This is a genomic window from Bacteroidia bacterium, assembly GCA_033391075.1.
Classification (GTDB): domain Bacteria; phylum Bacteroidota; class Bacteroidia; order J057; family J057; genus JAWPMV01.
This window is the reverse complement of the sequence record JAWPMV010000001.1, coordinates 1,952,656-1,971,487: the sequence shown is the minus strand read 5'-3', so window position 1 is coordinate 1,971,487 and position 18,832 is coordinate 1,952,656. Positions and strand designations below refer to the sequence as shown.

The window sequence follows — 18,832 nt, the reverse complement described above, 5'->3', positions numbered from 1 at the left end:
AAAAACATGAACACACGTATTTTCTCCTACAGCACATGCCTTCTTTGTTTAGTTTTTCTATTTCAAGCTTGTTCGATTCCCTTATCGAATTTTAGCAAGGAAGAAGAAGCTCATATCTATTCAGATCCCGTTTCTTCTTATCTACCTGCTGGAGAGCAGGCTTTTCAAATTACCGAAAGCTTCACTTCTGACAATCTACAAATCTTCCTTATTCTGGGAGAAGAGGAAGGCAAACTTCCGGAATATCTGAGTTTGGGGGAAGCCATGAAAAACAATCAGGTCGAAGTCAAAGAAACCGGGCAAGTCAATGAACTCAGCATCACCAACAAAAGTGATAAACACATTTTCATTCATTCCGGTGATATAGTAAAAGGAGGAAAACAGGATAGAACCCTGGCCTATGACCTGATTGTTCCACCACATGTAAAAGATATGCCTTTGGCCAGTTTTTGTGTGGAGCAGGGACGTTGGAGGAAAAGGGGGAATGAATCAACCGACAATTTCTCAGAAAATAAACGCATGCTTTCCTCCCGGGAACTCAGACTGGCTGCAAAATACGAGAAGAACCAAAGTAGTGTCTGGCAAAGTGTCGCTTACCAGAAAGAAGAACTGAGCAAAAAAATTTCGGAGAAAAAGGGAGAGATCGTAGAAGTAGCAGATGGGCTTTCTTCCTCTAGTCTGGAACTGGCTTTGGACAATAAAGAACTGGATAGCTTACGAAAGGAACAAAAAGCTTTATACAAAGACTTATTGAAAAAACACCCAAAGGCTCTGGGCTATGCATATGCGATCAATGGAGAGATTTATGGAATCGATATTTACAATAGCCATATCCTATTTAGCCAACTTTGGGATAAACTTCTGGAGTCAGTCATTGTTGAAGCCATATCCAAAATTGATACTAGCCTCGCATTTACAGCTATTAAGAAAGAAGAAGTAGATGCCTTTATAAGTGCAACTCATACTTCTGAGCTAAAGACTGAAAAAAAGCAGATCAATCCTTCTACCCAGTTTGAAACTACGGAAAATGAATATCGCTATATCCTGTTTTCAACTGAGGACAAAAAGCAGAAAAATTGGGTACATAGAAATTATATGAGAAAAGCTGAGGCAGCTCCCATTCTTCCCAATCAACTCAGAATCCAGCAAGCGACAAGCATGCCTCCACCAGAAGTTCTGAACCGCTTGAGAAATAGAAGAATTCCCATAGATACTTCCCTCATAGATACAACTCGACAGCGACCTTGATGCACAATGCGAAACATGATCCCCTCTTCACAGAGGGGATTCGTGTTTCTTTTTTTATCCTTTAAGCAAAAATCCCCATAACCTACTACAGCTTCTCCCCCTAAGGGGTGATATTTTGATATCCCTCCTTGGGTGGATGTTTCGCATTTGCTGATTTCTCAACTTGGGTTCATCAAATCAATTAACATTTCACAAACACAGACATGAACCTATTTTTTGAGAAAATCACACGAACAAGCAACTCATTTTCCCTGGCCCTTTTGCTCTTGCTATCTTTTGGCTTATTCTCCTGTGAAGGAGATAGAATTGAACCTCAAGTATCCGGCGAACTTTCAGAAGCACTCATCCGCGACATACTTGAAAATGGAGGTCGAATAAACGATCCCGTAACTAAAAATGACACAAGCAGTACGGACTTTGATGAAGAAGTAGACGGGGTGGTATTTAGTTGCACACGCTCCGAAGTGGATGCGACCCTAGCCCCCGATAAGTTTGTCAACTTTGATCCAAACGCAGATGTAATCATCGCGGGAAATTTACTTGCTGGGAATTCACTCAAGAAAGCTACTCCGGATAGAGTCCCCCTAAGACGGGGCCCCGGAAGAATTTCCCTTTCCTTGTTCAATGGATCCAATACAGTCTCCGGAAGCATGGATGAATATTCACCTTCCAACTACTTTGAAACCGTTAATGACATCTTGCAGGACAATTCCGGAATCGTACCTGCCCGATTCAATTTCAGCATACAGGAAGTAAAGTCAGAACAAGAATTGGAATTGGCTTTTCAGGCTTCCTCAAATTCGCTGGGGCTTGTAAAGGCATCTTTGGCCTTTAGTACGGATTTGGAGAAGCAATTCAATCGCTTTGTAGTTCTCCTGGACCAAACCTATTTCAGCGTCCTCTTTGATCGCCCCTCCAGCCTTAGTGAATTCTTCCATCCGGATGTGCAGGCTGAAGACCTTCAAAGAGTAGTAGGCCCCCTCAATCCGCTTACCTATGTAAGTTCGATAAACGTAGGGAGACAATTTGCTTTGCTGATTGAATCTACGGAATCCTCAGCAGTGATCGAAGCATCAGCTAATGCCTGTTTTAGAGGAAATTGTGGGGGCGGAAGCACCAAAATCATTAGTGATCTTGAGAACCTGCGAGTCAAGGTATTTGCACTGGGAGGAGATGCCAACCAACTGATTCAAGCGGTAACCACAAACGTAGCAGAGATCACAAACTTTTTGGCTTCAGCGGGAGATATTCGAACCGGTGCTCCCTTGTCTTATGTAGTTCGTACGGTATTAGAAGACAAAATTGTCAAGAATGAAGTAGCTACGAAATTCACCATCGAAAACTGTGTACCCATAGTTGCACCCTCTTGCGATTGTTTTCATAAAGGAGAAAACTGCGATATAGAAACCAGGGTAGACAAGTTCAATGAACGAACGGTCCAAAAGGGTTCTGGAAACATTGAAAGAAGCGTACCATCCATGAGAGAAGATGAAGTACTCGTAGGTATGCGTGCAAGTATGCATAATTCACCCGGCATTAAAAACAGTACGATTCGCATTTTACACCTCATTGTGAAGAAGCAAAATCCTGATGGAACTTTAGGAGCAAAGAGAGTCATCAAAGCCAGTGGAAGTGCTGATGGGGATGGGGAAATAAACTTTGAAGCACCCGGAAATGCAGTGATCACCGGGATTGCTTTAAGAGCTTCAAACAACAACATAAATCGAGCACGATTCTCTTACCGGGAAATAAGCCTGGATGAAATTGATTGCCAATTCAAATACGGAACAGAAAAAGAAACTTTTATCGGCACCCAAGGAGGCTATGAACAGTCCTATAAATTGACAGAAGATTATGGGGATAAAGTAGCCGTTATTAAAGGTCTGTCCTTAGGTGCTCATGATAGCAATGTCAACATCATGAAAATAGAGGTCGCTGAACTCAGATTGAATTAGAATTTTGTCGATTGATTAGCAAGCATTTGTGTTAAGTTCAAGGGTCAGGCAAATTGCCTGACCCTTATTTTCTATGGATTGAGGTATTTTGCATACCAATCCAGATATCTTTGATACCTATCCTTTATAAAACTGGGCCGACGTATTCCGTGATGTTCATTGGGATAGACCACCAATTGGGTTTGAACTCCCAATCTTTTTAACGCCTGATACATTTGCTCTGAATTCAGAATGGGTACATTCCAATCATGTTCTCCTCCCATAATCAAGGTAGGCGTTTTTACCCTGGTCAGGTAGTTGAATGGAGAGATCTTTTCCCAAAGTTCCCGGTTCTCCCAGGGAAGCCCAAATTCCTTTTCCCACTGTAGCTGATAATGATCATGCCCATAGTTTGCTACATATAAGACCTCACTTGCACCTGAAATTGCGGCATGGAAACGTGTAGTTTGTGTAATGACATAGTTTGTCAGGATTCCCCCATAGGACCAGCCCCCTACGCCCAATTTATTCTCATCGGCCCATCCTTGTGTGATGGCATAATCCACTCCTGCCATGACATCCTCATAGTCTTTCTTTCCCCAATCCTGAAAAATGGCCATAGAAAAATCCTGTCCGTAGCCCGAAGAGCCCCGAGGATTGGTCATGATCACCAGATAACCCTGAGCAGCAAAAAGCTGAGCTTCGAAATTAAAGGCAGAAGTATATTGAGATACTGGTCCTCCATGTATGCGTAGAAGGGTCGGATATTTCTTCCCATTTTCAAAACCGAAAGGCTTATAAAAGAATCCTTCAATATCAGTTCCGTCATTGCTTTTAAATGTGATCGATTCAACAGAGGCCAAGTGTAAAGAATCCAAAATCTCTTTGTTTACCTCAGTCAATTGTTGAATACCCGTCTGACGGTAGAGAAATACCTCTCCCGGCAAATCGGATCGACTTACTGCCATCGCGATATTTCCTGAAGTATGCAGATCATAGCCTCTGAGAATGTCATTGCCTTTCACCAAACGCTCTATTTTCCCATTCTTCAATGACATACGGGCAAGCTGAGATTCTCCACTGTCTTCTAAATTGAAATAAATAGTAGTTCCATCTGAAGAAAATTTGGGCCGAGAAATGTTTCGATCCAGCTTTGAAGTCAGCACTTTGCTTTTCTTTCCTTCCAAAGACAGCATGGCTAAATGATTGGTAGCATACCAAATGATCTCAGGTTGAGTAGAAGTAATATAGGCGATGGATTTACCATCAGGACTCCAGGCAGGTGAATAATCAGATCCTGGATTTTGCGTGAGTTGGCTTAACTCAGCCGGTTTATCTATGGATACCATCCAGATATCCGTATTGGAATTTGCATCTGGATTATCGGTCCGATTACTTACAAAAACAACCTTGCTCCCATCCGGACTCCAACTTGCCTGGCCTGCATCAAAATCTCCCAGGGTCAATTGCGTAAGCCCTGTATCTCCGACTGTTTGAACAAACAAATGAGTATGTAATGTATCCAGATATCCAGTATAGTCTCTTTTGAATTGAAGTCGGTCTATTACCCAGGGCTTGGGACTTTCCTTCTTGGCATCTTTTTCCTTTTTCTCTTTTTTGGGCTCTTCCCGAATACTCAGCAACAATTGTTTGCCATCCGGCGACCATTCATATCCTCCGATTCCTTGCTTCACTTTGGTCAGTTGCTGGGCTTCTCCCCCTTGTCTGTTTAAAACCCAGACCTGGCTTTTACTCTCATTTCTATTTGCCATGAAACTGAGATATTTTCCATCCGGGCTCCAGCGATGTTGACTGACGCTACTTCCTTTAGCTGTCATCCGGATCGGCTCACCGCCTTCCAGGGATTTCATCCAAAGACTAGTTTCTGACTTTTCCTCCTTAAACATAATTTCCCGCTGTAACCATGCCACCCATTTTCCATCCGGACTGATCAGGGGAGATTGAACTTGTTGGAAAGAGAAATAATCATCAATCTTCAGGGCCCTTTTTTGGGTAAAAGAAAGCTGAACCAGACCCAAAAAGCCCAGTAGTAATAAGTAGCGATAAATAGACATCATAAGAGGCTTATAATCTTGACTTAGCGAAATACAAATCTAAAAGATATGGCGAATTGATCTGAAGATAAACCATAGTCCCCAATTAGGTTGATGGCAGGTTTCCAATCAATGCCGACATTGAAAGGCAATTCTTTAATGGTGTACTCAAGGCCCAAAACCATATCCAGGCCAATATTGAGCAATTGGTCATTTCCCAAATTTATTCCATCTCTATCCCGGTCATCATCCCAATCCCAAAAATTGGAATCGTAGCGATCGAAGATATTCACATGCCCCCCAATTCCGCCATATGCCTGAAGTCGATCCAGGCCAAACGCCCGTGTATGAATCTCATATAAACCAGTTAGTCCTACTCCTCCCCTTCGGGTCACGAGGATAAATTCCAGCGCCCGGACATTGCGGGTAAAATGCTTGAGGGTAACTCCATAGTAAGGACCTATGCGAAGCCCAAGAGATGTTTTGTAGTTCTGCGCATGCAACTTACTGCCTGAGAGAAATAGAACAGTAAGCAAAAAGAGAAAAAACTTCTTCATTTCAAGTCAGTATTTAGGTTGACAAAAAATGGGGGTTCTCCAAAGGTAAACTTCAAAAAGGAGGAATAAAAATTCTCTAATTTCGTAACAAGCGAAGGGATTGCTCTACTTTCATGCTTTCATTTTTCATCTCCTTGCAATCCATGCCTAAAAACGTTTTGTACTTCTCTTTGGCTAGTTCAATATTCCCCATTTTTTCTAATGCATCTCCCCACTCATACATCGCCCGACAGCCATTATAGGCATGATGTTCATAAATGACGGCGGCATATTTAGCAACCTTTTCCCAATTTTCAGCCTTCCGATTAATATCAATCAGATTAGCTAAAGACCGCATCATTTTGGGATTTATTTCAGCTGCTTTCTCAAAATCCTTGGCAGCTTGACTCTCTCTGTTCATCGCGAGGAAGCAGAGGGCTCTCAGTTCATATGCTTCTGCATAGTCTTTGTAGAGTACAATGGCGTCAGTCAAATGCACGGAGGCTTCAATCGCATAGCCATCCTGAGCAGCTTTATAGGCTTTGTCGTAGAGTTTTTTAGCTTTCTTGGATTGGGTGAAGCTTGCGGTAGATAGAATCAGGCAAAGAAAGACTAAGCTAAGTTTTTTCATGGGTTATCTGATTAAAGTATGTTGGACTACTTTAATATTGAGGCGCTATTCATTTTTATAAACAGTATTACCGTTTACAATTGTTTGTAAGATAGAGATATCTCTGAAATTCTCCGGACTAGTTTGCAGAGGATTTTGATCCAGAACTACAAAATCAGCATACTTGCCTGCTTTAATAGATCCAATCTTATCTTCCATTTGGAGTTGCCAGGCAGCGTTTATCGTCATTGCTCTCAAACTTTCCTCTATACTCAAAGCCTGATCAAATCCCAGGGTATCTCCTTGCCGGGTTTGCCTTTGGATTGCGGTGGACATAAGGCTTATCGGATCACTTTCAAACATGGGTTTATCGGCATGCATAGCATAAGCGAGACCTGCATTAGCTGCGGTTTTTATAGGCAATAGTTTTTCAGCTCTTTCTGGCCCAATGATCTCATCCCTCAGCGCCTGTCCATAGTAGTAGAGATGATTGATGTGGAAATTGGGAGTAATCCCTAATTCTTTCATTTTGGGTATGCTCGACTCAGCCAGCAATATGCAATGTTCCAGTCGGGTCCTTTTGTCTTTCCCTGCAGGATTTTTCTCCAGGACTTCCAAAATTTCTCGAATGGCTAAATCTCCCTGGGCATGAATCGCTATTTGCCAACCTTCCGACTGGTATTTTTTCACCCAATGTTCCAGGCTATCATGCTCAATCAAGGCTTCCCCTCTCCATCCATCCGGAATCAGAAATCCTTCTTTTGTAAGTGGAGAAACCAGATAGGGTTCTTCTACATACATCGAACCTGTATAGGGCGAGCCATCATACCAAAATTTTACGCCCAATACTTTAAAAAAATCATCCCCATTTTCAGGACTGGAAGGCAGAAGATTGATGGCATCTTTCCGGATATAGGCAAAATGTCTCACCCCAGCTTTCCGTTCGGGAAGCATACCGAACTTAACCAGTACCTGGTTGAGGAGGCCCGGCTTTTCAGAGGAAAGATGTTCGTATAGGCGAAAGGCATTGGGATCATTGGTACTCATCCCCAGAGTGGCTATCGTAGTATTTCCATAAGCTGCATATTGATCCATGACTTGGACTATTGATTTCACCAATTGCTCTCTTCCTGCTTCTACCAATTTCAGGCGAAAAGGATAGAATGCTTCTTGTTCAGCTATAAATCCTGTGAGCTTCCCCGCTTCGTCTTTTTCATAATAGCTACTCGCTGAGGGATCCGGACTATTTTCATCAATTCCTACTTCTTGAAATGCCAGGCTGTTTGCCCATTGGGAATGGAGGCTTTGGGAAATAATAAATAAAGGATTGTCAGGAGCAATAGAATCCAGATAGGAAATATGAGGAGGGATCAATCCTTTTACCAAAACCGGATCGAGGCCTTTACACACAATCCATTCTCCCTTATCAAAATTCTTTACTTCTGATTCCAAATGGGTCCAGACTTCCTCCGGACGGTTGTGTTTAAAGCCGCTCAAGTCTATCATGGAATGGAGAAAACTACTGCCAACCGCATGCGTATGGCTATCAATAAATCCCGGCATCAGGGTATTCCCATCCAGGTCCAGCACTTCCGTATCCTCATCAGCCAGATCCTTTAGTTCATCATATTTCCCTACAGCCTGGATGATGCCATCTTCCACAAAAATAGCCTCCACAGATGGATGAACAGCCTCCATGGTGAGGATGATTCCATTGTAGATAAGGTTACTTTTTGTTTTTGAGAAATCCTGGATCAGGTACAGATAACTGAAGGCAAAAAATAGAAGGAGTCCCAGAAGAAATATAATCCGTTTCATGCTAGAAAATTGCGAATTGAGTAGTCCGATGTTTCTGAGGATAAAGGTAGAGATATTTTTGGGGTGTCAAAGTGTTCTTGTGTTCTTGTGTTCTAATGGATATTTTCATGAATACTTGAACACAAGAACAGCAGAGCTCTCTTCAATTTGCTTCAACAGCACAAGAATCAGGTTGAAAACAGCAGCTAACTCTCCTAGTTTTGAGAAAAAATAATGATGGAACAAGCACAAATAGATTACCAAAGGATTGAGCAATCGATCAAATACATCGCGGAGAACTTCAAGGAGAGACCCAGTTTGGATGAAATTGCCGACAAGGTTCACCTTTCCCCAGACCACTTTCAAAAGATGTTTAGTGCATGGGCTGGCGTTAGTCCTAAAAAATTCATGCAATTTCTCTCCATTGATTTTTTGAGGGAGAAGATCCATGAGGTTAAAAGTATAGACCAGGCGGCAGACTTGGCGGGCTTATCTTCTCAATCGCGGGTCTATGATCTCTTTGTAAAAATCGAAGCGATGACACCTGCCGAATACCGAAATATGGGCAAAGGTCTTATCATTTATTATGGTATTCATTCCACCCCATTTGGAGATTGTCTGATTGCTAAAACCGACCGAGGAGTTTGTGCACTGGCTTTTCTTTCCGAGGAAACAAAAGAACAGGAAGTTCAGCAATTCAAAGAGAAGTGGGCATTAGCCTCTTTGGTTGAAAGCCTGGAGGAAACCCTCCACATTGTTGACCAAATTTTCCACCGAAATAAACAAGGGGAATTAAGTCTATTTGTTCAGGGAACGAACTTTCAACTGAAAGTCTGGGAAGCTCTCCTAAATATTCCCAGCGGGCAGCTTACAACCTATGGAGATTTAGCAGAACAAATTGCGAATCCCAAAGCAGTCCGGGCTGTAGGAACGGCTGTGGGCAGGAATCCTATTGCCTATCTAATTCCCTGTCATCGAGTGATACGCAAAGAAGGCAAACTCGGGGAATATCGCTGGGGTAGTGATAGAAAGAAAGCTCTGATTGGCTGGGAAATGGCCCAACAACATAACTAGAATCTATTCAAAGAGAAAAGCCGGGTTTCAATGCTCGGCTTTTGCCTGGTCATAATTTCACTCAGCAGTTTGCCCGTGGCTGGTCCCAGACTCATTCCCATCATACCGTGACCTGTCGCTATTGCCAGGTTTTCTATTTGATTTGATTTATCAATATAAGGCATACCATCTGGTGTGCAAGGTCTATATCCCTGCCAAACTTCTCCTAAGTCAGGACTTTCGAAGGAAAGATCGGGATAATATCTGGGCATACTTTCATAAATCCCCGCAAGTCGTTTCGGATTGATTTTGGTGGACAGATTGCTGAGTTCTAAAGAGCCTCCTATACGCAGGTCTTTGCCCATGGGAGTTACCGCTACTTTGGCTTCTGTAAGGATGGTGGGAATACCGGGTCGCAAAGCTGGATCTTTGAGGGTAAATGAATAGCCTCTACCATCTTGCAAAAGCATCTTTTGCCCCAGTTTTTTGAGGATACGAGCAGTCCAACTTCCCGAGCAAAGTAAAAGCTGATCTACTTCCAAATCTTCGCCTGAATCCAGGCGAATTTGGGTGATTTTATCATTTGAATAATTAAAGTCAGAGACTGTTTGCCCTGTTTTAAATTTCACTCCTTCTTTTTTCAAAGCAGCAATCAAGCGAGCAATAAATTGATTTGGGTAGAGATGGGCATCTCCGGGAAAGAGTATCCCTCCACGTGCATCAATCCGGATACCCGGTTCAAGTTCCTGTAATCCGGATTGGGAGATGATCTCGGCCTCAATGCCGAGTTTATGAGCCTGCTCTGCAAGTTCCCCTTCTTCTTCTTCCGCTTTAGCTGTCTTGTACAACATGAGCAGCCCTTTTTCCTCATAAGAAAAATCAAAGCCCTCCTCTTCTGAAAAAGCTTTATATAGTTCCTTGCTCCATTCATTGAACTGAAAGAGAATGGGCATAGCTGCCTGTACTTTTTCTTTGCTACAGGAACGATAAAAATGCCAGAGCCATTGACCCAATTCCAGATTGAGGCGAGGACGGATGTAAAATGGGCTTTTCTCCTGAAACATCCATTTGATTCCCTGTGCGATCACTCCCGGCGCTGCGAGTGGCACAAAATGACTGGGAACAATCATACCCGCATTTCCATGAGAGGTACCATCCGAAAGATCACTTCGGTCAATGATTGTTACTTCACATCCGGCTTTTTTCAGATACCAGGCAGAGCATAGGCCGATGATGCCGCCGCCAACGATATGAATATGCATTTGCTCTTTTTATTTTTTGAGGTTTCTTCTTTTCCCAAAATGAAAAAGAAGCAAAAATTCCAGTTGCTCTGGCACAGAATAATTTGATTGAGCTAAATAGAATTTCCTTAAATCACTTGAAAGCCATGGGCATAAGGATCGTCTTCATCATCTATGATGATGTTGTTGTAGCCCGTGATTTTGGCCCAGCCTTCTATACTGGGAATGATGGCCGGATATTCTCCACAGCTGGTCTCCTCTTCTACCCTTCCGATGAAGGTAGAACCGATGAAACTTTCGTGAACGAAACGATCTCCTTTTTTGAGTTTGCCTTTGGCGGCCCATTGAGCCATACGAGCAGAGGTGCCCGTACCGCAAGGAGAACGATCGATGGCTTTATCGCCATAGAATACGGCATTCCTGGCATCCGCCTCCGGACTCAAGGTTTTACCGGTCCAGAGCAAGTGGCTGAGGCCCTTGATTTCCGGATAAAGCGGATGCTGGAATTCGTATTTCTGGTTTAGACGTTCTCTTATTATCGGGCTCCACCTAATAAGATCACCTGCCGTATAGTCTTCAATCCCTGAGAAGGATTCTTGTGGATCTACAATAGCATAGAAGTTTCCTCCATAAGCTACATCCAACACCAATTCTCCCAGATCAGGACAATCGACTGTCAAATTCTCTTTATAAAGAAAAGAGGGGATATTGGTTAGTCGAACGGAGGAAATCTTCCCATTTTTTTCTGTATAGACTACTTTAACCAAGCCGGCAGGAGTTTCTAACTTCAATTTCCCGGGAACTTTAGGCTGCACCAATCCTTCCTCTAAAGCGATGGTTACTGTACCTATGGTTCCATGCCCGCACATTGGTAGGCAGCCGCTGGTTTCGATAAAAAGTATGCCGATATCATTTGCAGGATCACTGGGCGGATAGAGAATACTTCCCGACATCATGTCGTGCCCTCGGGGCTCAAACATAAGTCCCTTTCTAATCCAGTCAAATTCTTTGAGGAAATGAAGCCTGCGCTCCATCATATTGCTTCCCTCAAGCTGGGGTCCTCCTCCGGCAACCAGGCGGACTGGATTGCCACAGGTATGAGCATCTACGCAGAAAAAGGTCTTTCTCATAAATCTTCTCTCCTAATGAACCGCCAGACTCAAATAATCAGGAAGCTGAGGTCTGCTTTTTAAGCCATCTTCTATAATCTTGATGACCCTAGCCCTCTCAGCACCCCTCAATGGTTTTCTCGGTGCTCTTACGTGCTCTGTACCTATGCCCGTATAGACTTCAGCAAGTTTAATATTCTGTACCAGTTGAGGATTGATGTCCAATTCCAGAATAGGCAGGAACCAACGATGAATTTCCAGGGCTTCTTTTATCCTTCCAGCTTTCACCAAACGATAAATGGCAACCGTTTCTGCAGGAAAGGCATCAACCAGACCCGCTACCCATCCATCTGCACCCATCAAGAGCGCTTCCATCGCAATTGTATCTACTCCACACAAGACTTTAAATCTATCGCCAAAGCGATTTTTGAATCGGGTTACATTGGAGAGATCACGGGTACTCTCTTTTACTGCGGTGATATTGTCGAGATAGGCCAATTGTTCAAAAATGTCCAACGTTATTTCAATCTTATAATCCACCGGATTATTGTAGAGCATCATCGGAAGGCTGGTACTCTTGGCAACCTCTTCGAAAAATTCTTTTACCTCATCATCTGTAGGTTTATACATCATGGGAGGCAAGACCATAAGGCCATGGGCTCCTGCAGCTTCTGCTTTTTGAGCGAGGCTGATAGCGGCCCGGGTAGAGCCTTCTGCAATATTCAGAATTACATCCGTACGATCGCCGAATTTATCCAGACACATCTGGAGGATTTCCAAACGATCTTCATGCGTGAGGGTACTACTTTCTCCTAAAGATCCTCCGATAACTATCCCATCAACTCCCGCTTCTAATTGGGCATTGACATTCATAGCAAAGGTATCCAGATCGAGATCTCCATTTTCGTGGAAGGCGGTAGTTAATGCGGGGTAGACCCCGTTCCAGCTTACTTTTTTCATAGGTTTAGGTTAGAGTCTCAAAATTAGCAGTCTTCGCGCACTTCCTGTTGATAGATTTTCGCAAATACTGATACTATTTTGCTAATTTTGCTCATCATACCAACCAAAACACATTAAATAGTACTATTTCTTATGAAACCGGTCCAGTTTAGTATTCCCAAAACCCAGGACACCTCCTTTCACGTGCAAAAAGACGAGGCCCGGAATTTTTATGAGCGTTTGCACCAACATCCTGAATGGCAAATCACGGCTATACATAAAGGCGAAGGGATCTTATTTGCCGGAAATAGTTCAACTCCTTTTCAAGCGGGAGATGTATTTATGCTGGGATCTAATACACCCCATCTTTTAAAAAATAGTAGGAATTCCTTGACTGAACTTGAGACAGGGGTTTGTTCTATATCCGTTTTCTTTGGGCGAGAATCTTTTGGGAAGGAGTTCTTTGCATTGCCTGAGTTGAAGCAAGTTGATAGTTACCTAAAAAAGGCCAAGCGAGGCATCATGTTTACGGGTAAGGAAAAAGCCATACTTTTTGAGCAACTTTCTAGCTTTCCAGAAAAACAGGGACTTGGGCTCTTGATAGATTTATTAAGTATGCTAAGATTTATGATGAACTTTCGGGAGCAGGAATTTATCAATAGTCAATACTATGACGCTGACTTGGAAAGCAGAAGAGATGAACGCATGCAGAAGGTTATGCAATTTTCTATTCAGCATCTGGACAAGGAAATAAAACTGGAGGAAGTAGCCAGAGAAGCAAATTTAAGTGTTTCTCAATTTTGCAGGTATTTTAAGCTACATACCCGCAAAACCTATATCCAGTATTTAAATGAATTACGCATTGAACATGCTTGTTCTCTATTAAGAAAGGCGGACCTGAGTATCGCCCAGGTATCTTTTGAAACCGGCTTTCAGAACCTCTCTCATTTTAATCGTCAATTCCTGAAAGTCAAAAAAATGACTCCATCGGCTTATAGAAAACATGATCATTCCTATTAGTATGTACTACGATTCGACATAGTCTTTGCGAACTTTCTCCATTACAATCTCTGGTTTAGCTGGAGGGTTAAAGCCATATTGTTTATATAAGCCATGAGCATCTCCGGTAAGCAACATCCACCTTTTTAGGTACTTGAGTTGGGGATGCTCCAAAATGTGTTCGATCAATAGTTTCCCATACCCATAGCCTCTTTGATTTTCATCTATAAATACATCAGCTAAATAGCCAAAAGTGGCAAAATCTGAGATTACACGAGCAAATCCGATCTGTTTCCCATTTTTTTCAACTATAAAACAGAAAGAATTTTCAATTCCCCGCTCAATCAGGCTTCTGGGTCTGCCTTTCGCCCAATAAGAAATATGGTGCAGGTAATGAAATACATAATCTATATCGATTCGACTTTTATCATTGTGAATAAGAATGTCTGCTGCCATTGGTCAAAATCCTTTACGCTTGATCAATTTACCGGGCCGGGCTTCAGTCGCCGATTCTCCGTCATACACTTTTGTGCCATTTACCCAAACTGACAAGACCCCTTGTGATTTCAGGCCTGTCTCTTTGAAAGTTGCTTTGTCTTTCAGTTCGTCCGGGTCCAACAAAACCAAATCTGCATAGGCACCCTTCTCCAGGATGCCTCTATCCGCTATGCCTATATGTTTAGCTGCCAAAGAGGTCATTTTTTCTATTCGTTTTTCAATGGGAATATCCTGAGCATTTGAGAAATATCGAGGAAAAGATCCCCAACCTCTGGGATGCCCGGTAGGCGAACCATCCGAACAAAGATTTGCATGTGGCCAATTCAAGAGGGTATAAATATCTGCCTCTGTCATTGATCTGGCAATGATACTTTCTCCTGGTGTTTTTTGAGACATATCAATCAACTTCATATAAGTTACCGCCGGATCCTCTCCCCTCTTTTTTGCGATTTCAGCCAGGGTTTTTCCTTCATATGATTTCTCGGCTTCAAATTCAGCGATGATCATCCCTTCGGGGCTGGTAAGTTCAGTCAAGGCGTGGCGGGCTGAAGCGATATTGTCAAAATCCCTTTTAGGAAAAAGAACCGTCATGGTTGATTGCCAATATTCATAAGGATAGACATCAGCTGTGATTTCTATTCCCTCAGCTCTGACCTGGTCCAATCTTGCGAGCATTTCTCCTGCTTTGCCCCAAAGGCTTTTCCTGGCTAATTTGAAATGTGAGATTTGTACAGGAATTCCCGCTTGCTTCCCGATATCTATGATTTCTTCAATCGCCTCTTCCAGCTTCATATCTTCACTCCGCATATGGCTGATATAGCGACCATTTAAGGCCTTTAGTTCTTTCGCCAAACTGATCACCTCACTTTTATCAGAATAAATGCCCGGATCATATTCAAGCCCACTTGACAGTCCCAATGCTCCAGATGCCATCTCTTCCAACAAAAGTTTTCTCATTTCCTCTACTTCTGCTGTGCTAGCTTTTCGTTGGTACTTTTCTCCCAGCACTTTTCCTCTGAGGGTATTATGGCCGATATAAGAAGCGATATTTAAGGTCCCTGGCTTATCTGTTACTTTTTGGAAAAAATCCTTAATCGGGTATTTGGAGAATCCATCCTGTCCCACAACTATGGTACTAACTCCCTGACTCATTGCAGCCATATAATCTGTCATACTACTGAGATCATGGTGGCTATGGGTATCGATAAATCCCGGCGCCAAAACTTTGCCTTGACCATCAATAATATCCTCTCCGGATTTCTCAGACAAATCTCCAATTTCATAAATTCTCTGGCCGGAAATTCTCAATGCTCCTTTATAGGCTTTGGCTCCAGTCCCATCAACAATCAATACATTTTTTATAAAGGTTGAATCCGGTGGGGCCGACTCTGTACAAGCAAAAAAGCTACATAGAAATAGAGAAAAAAAGAGAGAGAGTTGGAGTTTCATTCGTTTTTGTTTTGTGTGCTAATCCTGCAGACAAAGCTGGTTCGCAGATTTAAGCGGGATTAAAAACTGTTTCGAGAGAAGTATTTATCAGCTGGCTCAATTTCCAGGCCTGGTTATAAACCATCATATGGCTTCCTTTTTCGATCAGGGTAAAAGGAGGCTTTATATGTTGGACGGGGAAAGTCTTGTCATGGTCTCCGTGAAAATGGAAATAAGGAACTTCCCTGGAGATATTCCGGTCCCAGAGAGAGAGATTTTTCAATGCCCATTGCAGGTAGGAGTTCGTTTGCCGGGAGACCATTTTTCTAAATAATTCCTGCTCCTCCCCTTTTTTGTATCCAAATCTTTCCCCCCAATATGGAAGGCTTTTTAAGCTGAGTTCTTTGGTAAAAAGACGATGCAAGCCTAAAGGTGCAATGGATTTAAACCTGAAAGGAATTTCTTCTCTATTTTTAACGCTCGAGATCAAAATTATAAGCTGAGCTTCATATTGCCGAGAAACCTCTGAAGCCATCATTCCTCCAAAGGAATGTCCTAACAATACCAATGGGTATTTTGCTCTTTTCAGATCACTTCCCATACGAAGGGCATAAGAATCAAGCGATTCATTTACTTCAGGCTCTATCCATTCTAAATAGAATAGCTCCTCTGCCTGTATTTTCAGACGAGAAAATATTTCCTTTGTAAAGCCCAATCCCGGAAGAAGGCCCAGGCTAATCTTCATCTTTATTCTTTTACAAATTTGTGAATCTCTCTTTTTCCATCCTGCACGATACTAAGGTAGTAAATCCCGGACGATAAGTAGTCCAGGGGAATGCTTGCTTCCACATATCCACCATTTCCTTTTATTTCATTGCTATAAAGTTCATGGGCTAATAAATCGAAAACCTTAAGTTCATAAAAGGCAGGGGAAGGAGTTTCAAAGCTAAGCTTGAGAAAAGAGGAAGCAGGATTGGGATACAGTTCTAAATCTGAAAGGAAAGTTTCATTCGCTATACCCGTAGCAGATTGACAAGCAAGATTATTTCGGAAGCGATCATAATAAAACTCCATACGAGTAAACTGATCCGGGGAAAAATAGGTACGACAAGCTTTGCGAGAATAGGACATAATATTGGTCGGGTCCGGAGTATAGGAGTCTCCATTGCCATCTTTGGAAGTTCCTGTATAAAGGCAATTGATATCTACATTGCCTGATCCCAGGGTTGGATCAGCAGGAGTTCCACAAAGTTCATCTCCGGCGAAAATGCAATTTGACCCATCTGCATACTCAACTCCATTGATCGTGGTGTGTGTATGATAAAGTCCCAGGTAATGGCCGATCTCATGTGCCAGGGTACTTCCATTCATCGCACAATCATTTTTCACTACTACATATTCCTGATTGTTCCAGGGAAAACTTGCGTAGCCACAAAGAAAGCTTGCGCCATTGATGATTTTACTGATGAAATATACATTGATGACATCCGGAATATTGTAGGTAACCAGACTGTCGGCATAAAGGTCCCGGTCGAAATCATAAAATACATTTACATCCACAAATTGGGGATCACCACACTGAAAGAATTGAAAATTTGAATTGGCAAAACGGACATTGAGCGAATCCATAATCTCATCAATTTCTGCTTCCGGCAATCCTCCTGTTCCGTCCGAACGCCTCACAATCCTGATTGCCAATGGTAAGTTGATGATATTCTTCTCAGCAACTTCTCCTTTTTTCTTCTCCAGAAATTTTTGGTAGGCGATGGGATCGAAAGTAGGATCTTTAGACTCTATAGTACCGCAGAACTCATTTGCCTGATTTTGGGTAAAAGCGGGGGTAAGCAGAAGGTATAAAAGAAAAAGGAGTAAAACTTTTTTCATAGCAGTATTGAGCTTAGAGAAAACAGGTTTTGAAGAAAAAAGGCTGCCCAAGTTGGGCAGCCTTTCATATATTTCCAGATGCCTAGTAGCCTATATTTTGGCTCATATTAGGATTGGCATCCATTTCATTCTGAGGAATAGGCAGAATGAAGCGATCATTAGGATAAGCGATGTTACAAACTGCAGCTGGAGCCGTACAATCCGTACGTGCAACTCCTCTTTGCCATCTCATCAAATCCCAAAGTCTATGGCCTTCATAAGCCAACTCAATGCGTTTCTCTTTTTCAATCTCAGCCATCAAATCTGCTCCTGTAGCTGTTACAGCTTCAGCAGTAGGTAAGCCTCTTTGGCGAATCGCATCAACATCAGCTCTGGCTCCATCTTCATTGCTTAGCATAAAGCGGGCCTCTGCTCTAATCATGTACAATTCCGACAGGCGAATTACAGGTGTGTTATCATCACCTGCCTGGCTGGGCCATTTATTCACTCGAATGGTTCCATAAATTCCCCCCAGATTTGCAGCATCATCCGCATACAGGAGTTCTCTAACATCCCCTGCAGGAATAAGATCTACAATGTCAGCTGAAGGAAGGTAGTCTCCATATCCATCCTGGATATACATACGCCCTAAAGCATCTGACCCATTGTTATCAGCAGAATTTACTTTCACTTCAAAGACAACATCAGGAGAAGAACCTCCCTCCCAGGTGGCGACATAGTCTCCATTGCTGGTCAGGCTTACAGTTCCGTCATTTATCACTTCACTGGCAAGTCCTTCCGCTGTCGCCCAATTACCCATGTAAAGATTTACACGAGCTTGAAGCGCTTTTACAGAAAGCTGATTGAAACGACCTGAATCAAAATCAGATCCAATCAAGCTTGCAGCAGTTGACAAATCAGCCAGGATTTGCTCATACACCTGAGCTACCGTATTTCTGGAAGGCTCTGCAGCTTCATCAAACTCCAATACAACAGGAACTCCGGGATGGTCATTACCAGCCGAAAATCCATAGTGCTGTCCATACATTCTCACCAGGTCAAAATGACACAAAGCACGTATTGCATAAGCTTCACCCTGCAGGTTATTTTTTTCTTCCTGCACAGTTGCTCCAACTTCCAGATCAGAATTGATCAGGATATTGGCGCGAAGGATGGTATTGTAAATTCTCGCCCAAACATTTTGAGTCAAAAAATGATCCGGGAATGCTCCATATTCAGCATACTCCTTGGCGCGGTTGGCACTGGCATTTTGTTTTACATCATCTGACATTACATCAGGAACCAGGACAAAATAGCGACCATAGTGGTTGGCACTTTGCAAGCCATCATACATACCTATGGCAGCAGATTCAAGGTCATTGAGGCTGGTAATCGCATCTTCGATGGGAAGTGCCTCATTTGGTTTCAGGTCTAGAAATTCTTCGCTACAAGAAAATGCGAAGAAGCAGATACCTATATATAGAATTGATACTAACTTTTTCATATTCATTTTATTTAAGAAT

General features: G+C 42.6%; 16 protein-coding genes. 4 read left to right on the top strand and 12 right to left on the bottom strand.

All coding sequences use genetic code 11. From position 1 onward, the window contains the following. Nucleotides 1-6 precede the first annotated feature (6 nt). On the top strand, nt 7-1,248 hold the full coding sequence (locus tag R8P61_07975) for a DUF6569 family protein (GenBank protein ID MDW3646984.1): 1,242 nt from the start codon (nt 7-9) through the stop codon (nt 1,246-1,248). 203 nt (nt 1,249-1,451) lie between these two features. Continuing rightward, on the top strand, nt 1,452-3,203 hold the full coding sequence (locus tag R8P61_07970) for a thiol-activated cytolysin family protein (GenBank protein MDW3646983.1): 1,752 nt from the start codon (nt 1,452-1,454) through the stop codon (nt 3,201-3,203). Nucleotides 3,204-3,274: 71 nt separating this feature from the next. Here R8P61_07970 and R8P61_07965 read toward each other — a convergent pair whose 3' ends face one another. From R8P61_07965 to R8P61_07950, 4 genes are all read right to left on the bottom strand, one after another. Then, nucleotides 3,275-5,260 (bottom strand): S9 family peptidase, encoded by a 1,986-nt coding sequence (locus R8P61_07965; GenBank protein ID MDW3646982.1) that lies wholly within the window; start codon nt 5,258-5,260, stop codon nt 3,275-3,277. 20 nt (nt 5,261-5,280) lie between these two features. Beyond that, nucleotides 5,281-5,793 (bottom strand): hypothetical protein, encoded by a 513-nt coding sequence (locus R8P61_07960; protein ID MDW3646981.1) that lies wholly within the window; start codon nt 5,791-5,793, stop codon nt 5,281-5,283. A 76-nt stretch (nt 5,794-5,869) separates the two neighbouring features. Then, entirely contained in the window at nt 5,870-6,403 is a 534-nt protein-coding gene (locus R8P61_07955) for a hypothetical protein (protein MDW3646980.1), read from the bottom strand. A gap of 45 nt (nt 6,404-6,448) precedes the next feature. Beyond that, entirely contained in the window at nt 6,449-8,200 is a 1,752-nt protein-coding gene (locus R8P61_07950) for an amidohydrolase (protein ID MDW3646979.1), read from the bottom strand. A 213-nt stretch (nt 8,201-8,413) separates the two neighbouring features. On the opposite strand from R8P61_07950, the gene R8P61_07945 reads away from it, so the two are divergent. After that, nucleotides 8,414-9,253, top strand: coding sequence for a methylated-DNA--[protein]-cysteine S-methyltransferase (locus R8P61_07945; GenBank protein MDW3646978.1), 840 nt, complete (start codon nt 8,414-8,416; stop codon nt 9,251-9,253). Here R8P61_07945 and R8P61_07940 read toward each other — a convergent pair. The 3 genes from R8P61_07940 to R8P61_07930 all read right to left on the bottom strand — a co-directional run bounded on the left by R8P61_07940 (nt 9,250) and on the right by R8P61_07930 (nt 12,542). Further along, complete coding sequence (locus tag R8P61_07940; GenBank protein MDW3646977.1) at nt 9,250-10,494, bottom strand: FAD-dependent oxidoreductase; 1,245 nt, start codon at nt 10,492-10,494, stop codon at nt 9,250-9,252. The two genes, R8P61_07945 and R8P61_07940, sit on opposite strands and share 4 nt — an antisense overlap. Nucleotides 10,495-10,601: 107 nt before the next feature. Next, a complete protein-coding gene (locus tag R8P61_07935) occupies nt 10,602-11,603 on the bottom strand; it encodes a 4-hydroxyproline epimerase (protein ID MDW3646976.1) in 1,002 nt (333 codons plus the stop codon). A gap of 12 nt (nt 11,604-11,615) precedes the next feature. Then, on the bottom strand, nt 11,616-12,542 hold the full coding sequence (locus R8P61_07930; protein MDW3646975.1) for a dihydrodipicolinate synthase family protein: 927 nt from the start codon (nt 12,540-12,542) through the stop codon (nt 11,616-11,618). Between the two features lie 132 nt (nt 12,543-12,674). Here R8P61_07930 and R8P61_07925 point away from each other — a divergent pair, with 132 nt between their 5' ends. Continuing rightward, a complete protein-coding gene (locus R8P61_07925) occupies nt 12,675-13,541 on the top strand; it encodes an AraC family transcriptional regulator (protein ID MDW3646974.1) in 867 nt (288 codons plus the stop codon). A 6-nt stretch (nt 13,542-13,547) separates the two neighbouring features. Here R8P61_07925 and R8P61_07920 read toward each other — a convergent pair whose 3' ends face one another. From R8P61_07920 to R8P61_07900, 5 genes are all read right to left on the bottom strand, one after another. Further along, complete coding sequence (locus R8P61_07920; protein MDW3646973.1) at nt 13,548-13,976, bottom strand: GNAT family N-acetyltransferase; 429 nt, start codon at nt 13,974-13,976, stop codon at nt 13,548-13,550. A gap of 3 nt (nt 13,977-13,979) precedes the next feature. Further along, complete coding sequence (locus tag R8P61_07915) at nt 13,980-15,467, bottom strand: amidohydrolase family protein (GenBank protein MDW3646972.1); 1,488 nt, start codon at nt 15,465-15,467, stop codon at nt 13,980-13,982. 49 nt (nt 15,468-15,516) lie between these two features. Then, a complete protein-coding gene (locus R8P61_07910; GenBank protein MDW3646971.1) occupies nt 15,517-16,191 on the bottom strand; it encodes an alpha/beta hydrolase in 675 nt (224 codons plus the stop codon). A gap of 2 nt (nt 16,192-16,193) precedes the next feature. Further along, nucleotides 16,194-17,330 carry a T9SS type A sorting domain-containing protein gene (locus R8P61_07905; GenBank protein ID MDW3646970.1) on the bottom strand — a complete coding sequence of 379 codons (1,137 nt, stop codon included), beginning with the start codon at nt 17,328-17,330 and terminating at the stop codon, nt 16,194-16,196. Between the two features lie 82 nt (nt 17,331-17,412). Then, the gene (locus tag R8P61_07900) at nt 17,413-18,813 is read right to left on the bottom strand and encodes a RagB/SusD family nutrient uptake outer membrane protein (GenBank protein ID MDW3646969.1); all 1,401 of its coding nucleotides are present in this window, start codon (nt 18,811-18,813) and stop codon (nt 17,413-17,415) included. Between the last annotated feature and the right edge of the window lie 19 nt (nt 18,814-18,832).

Coding starts and splice junctions, on each gene's coding strand:
- R8P61_07970 (MDW3646983.1), top strand. CDS start 1,452: ATGAACCTATTTTTTGAGAAAATCACACGAACAAGCAACTCATTTTCC.
- R8P61_07960 (MDW3646981.1), bottom strand. CDS start 5,793: ATGAAGAAGTTTTTTCTCTTTTTGCTTACTGTTCTATTTCTCTCAGGC.
- R8P61_07925 (MDW3646974.1), top strand. CDS start 12,675: ATGAAACCGGTCCAGTTTAGTATTCCCAAAACCCAGGACACCTCCTTT.
- R8P61_07955 (MDW3646980.1), bottom strand. CDS start 6,403: ATGAAAAAACTTAGCTTAGTCTTTCTTTGCCTGATTCTATCTACCGCA.
- R8P61_07945 (MDW3646978.1), top strand. CDS start 8,414: ATGATGGAACAAGCACAAATAGATTACCAAAGGATTGAGCAATCGATC.
- R8P61_07920 (MDW3646973.1), bottom strand. CDS start 13,976: ATGGCAGCAGACATTCTTATTCACAATGATAAAAGTCGAATCGATATA.
- R8P61_07930 (MDW3646975.1), bottom strand. CDS start 12,542: ATGAAAAAAGTAAGCTGGAACGGGGTCTACCCCGCATTAACTACCGCC.
- R8P61_07915 (MDW3646972.1), bottom strand. CDS start 15,467: ATGAAACTCCAACTCTCTCTCTTTTTTTCTCTATTTCTATGTAGCTTT.
- R8P61_07900 (MDW3646969.1), bottom strand. CDS start 18,813: ATGAAAAAGTTAGTATCAATTCTATATATAGGTATCTGCTTCTTCGCA.
- R8P61_07935 (MDW3646976.1), bottom strand. CDS start 11,603: ATGAGAAAGACCTTTTTCTGCGTAGATGCTCATACCTGTGGCAATCCA.
- R8P61_07910 (MDW3646971.1), bottom strand. CDS start 16,191: ATGAAGATTAGCCTGGGCCTTCTTCCGGGATTGGGCTTTACAAAGGAA.
- R8P61_07940 (MDW3646977.1), bottom strand. CDS start 10,494: ATGCATATTCATATCGTTGGCGGCGGCATCATCGGCCTATGCTCTGCC.
- R8P61_07965 (MDW3646982.1), bottom strand. CDS start 5,260: ATGATGTCTATTTATCGCTACTTATTACTACTGGGCTTTTTGGGTCTG.
- R8P61_07975 (MDW3646984.1), top strand. CDS start 7: ATGAACACACGTATTTTCTCCTACAGCACATGCCTTCTTTGTTTAGTT.
- R8P61_07950 (MDW3646979.1), bottom strand. CDS start 8,200: ATGAAACGGATTATATTTCTTCTGGGACTCCTTCTATTTTTTGCCTTC.
- R8P61_07905 (MDW3646970.1), bottom strand. CDS start 17,330: ATGAAAAAAGTTTTACTCCTTTTTCTTTTATACCTTCTGCTTACCCCC.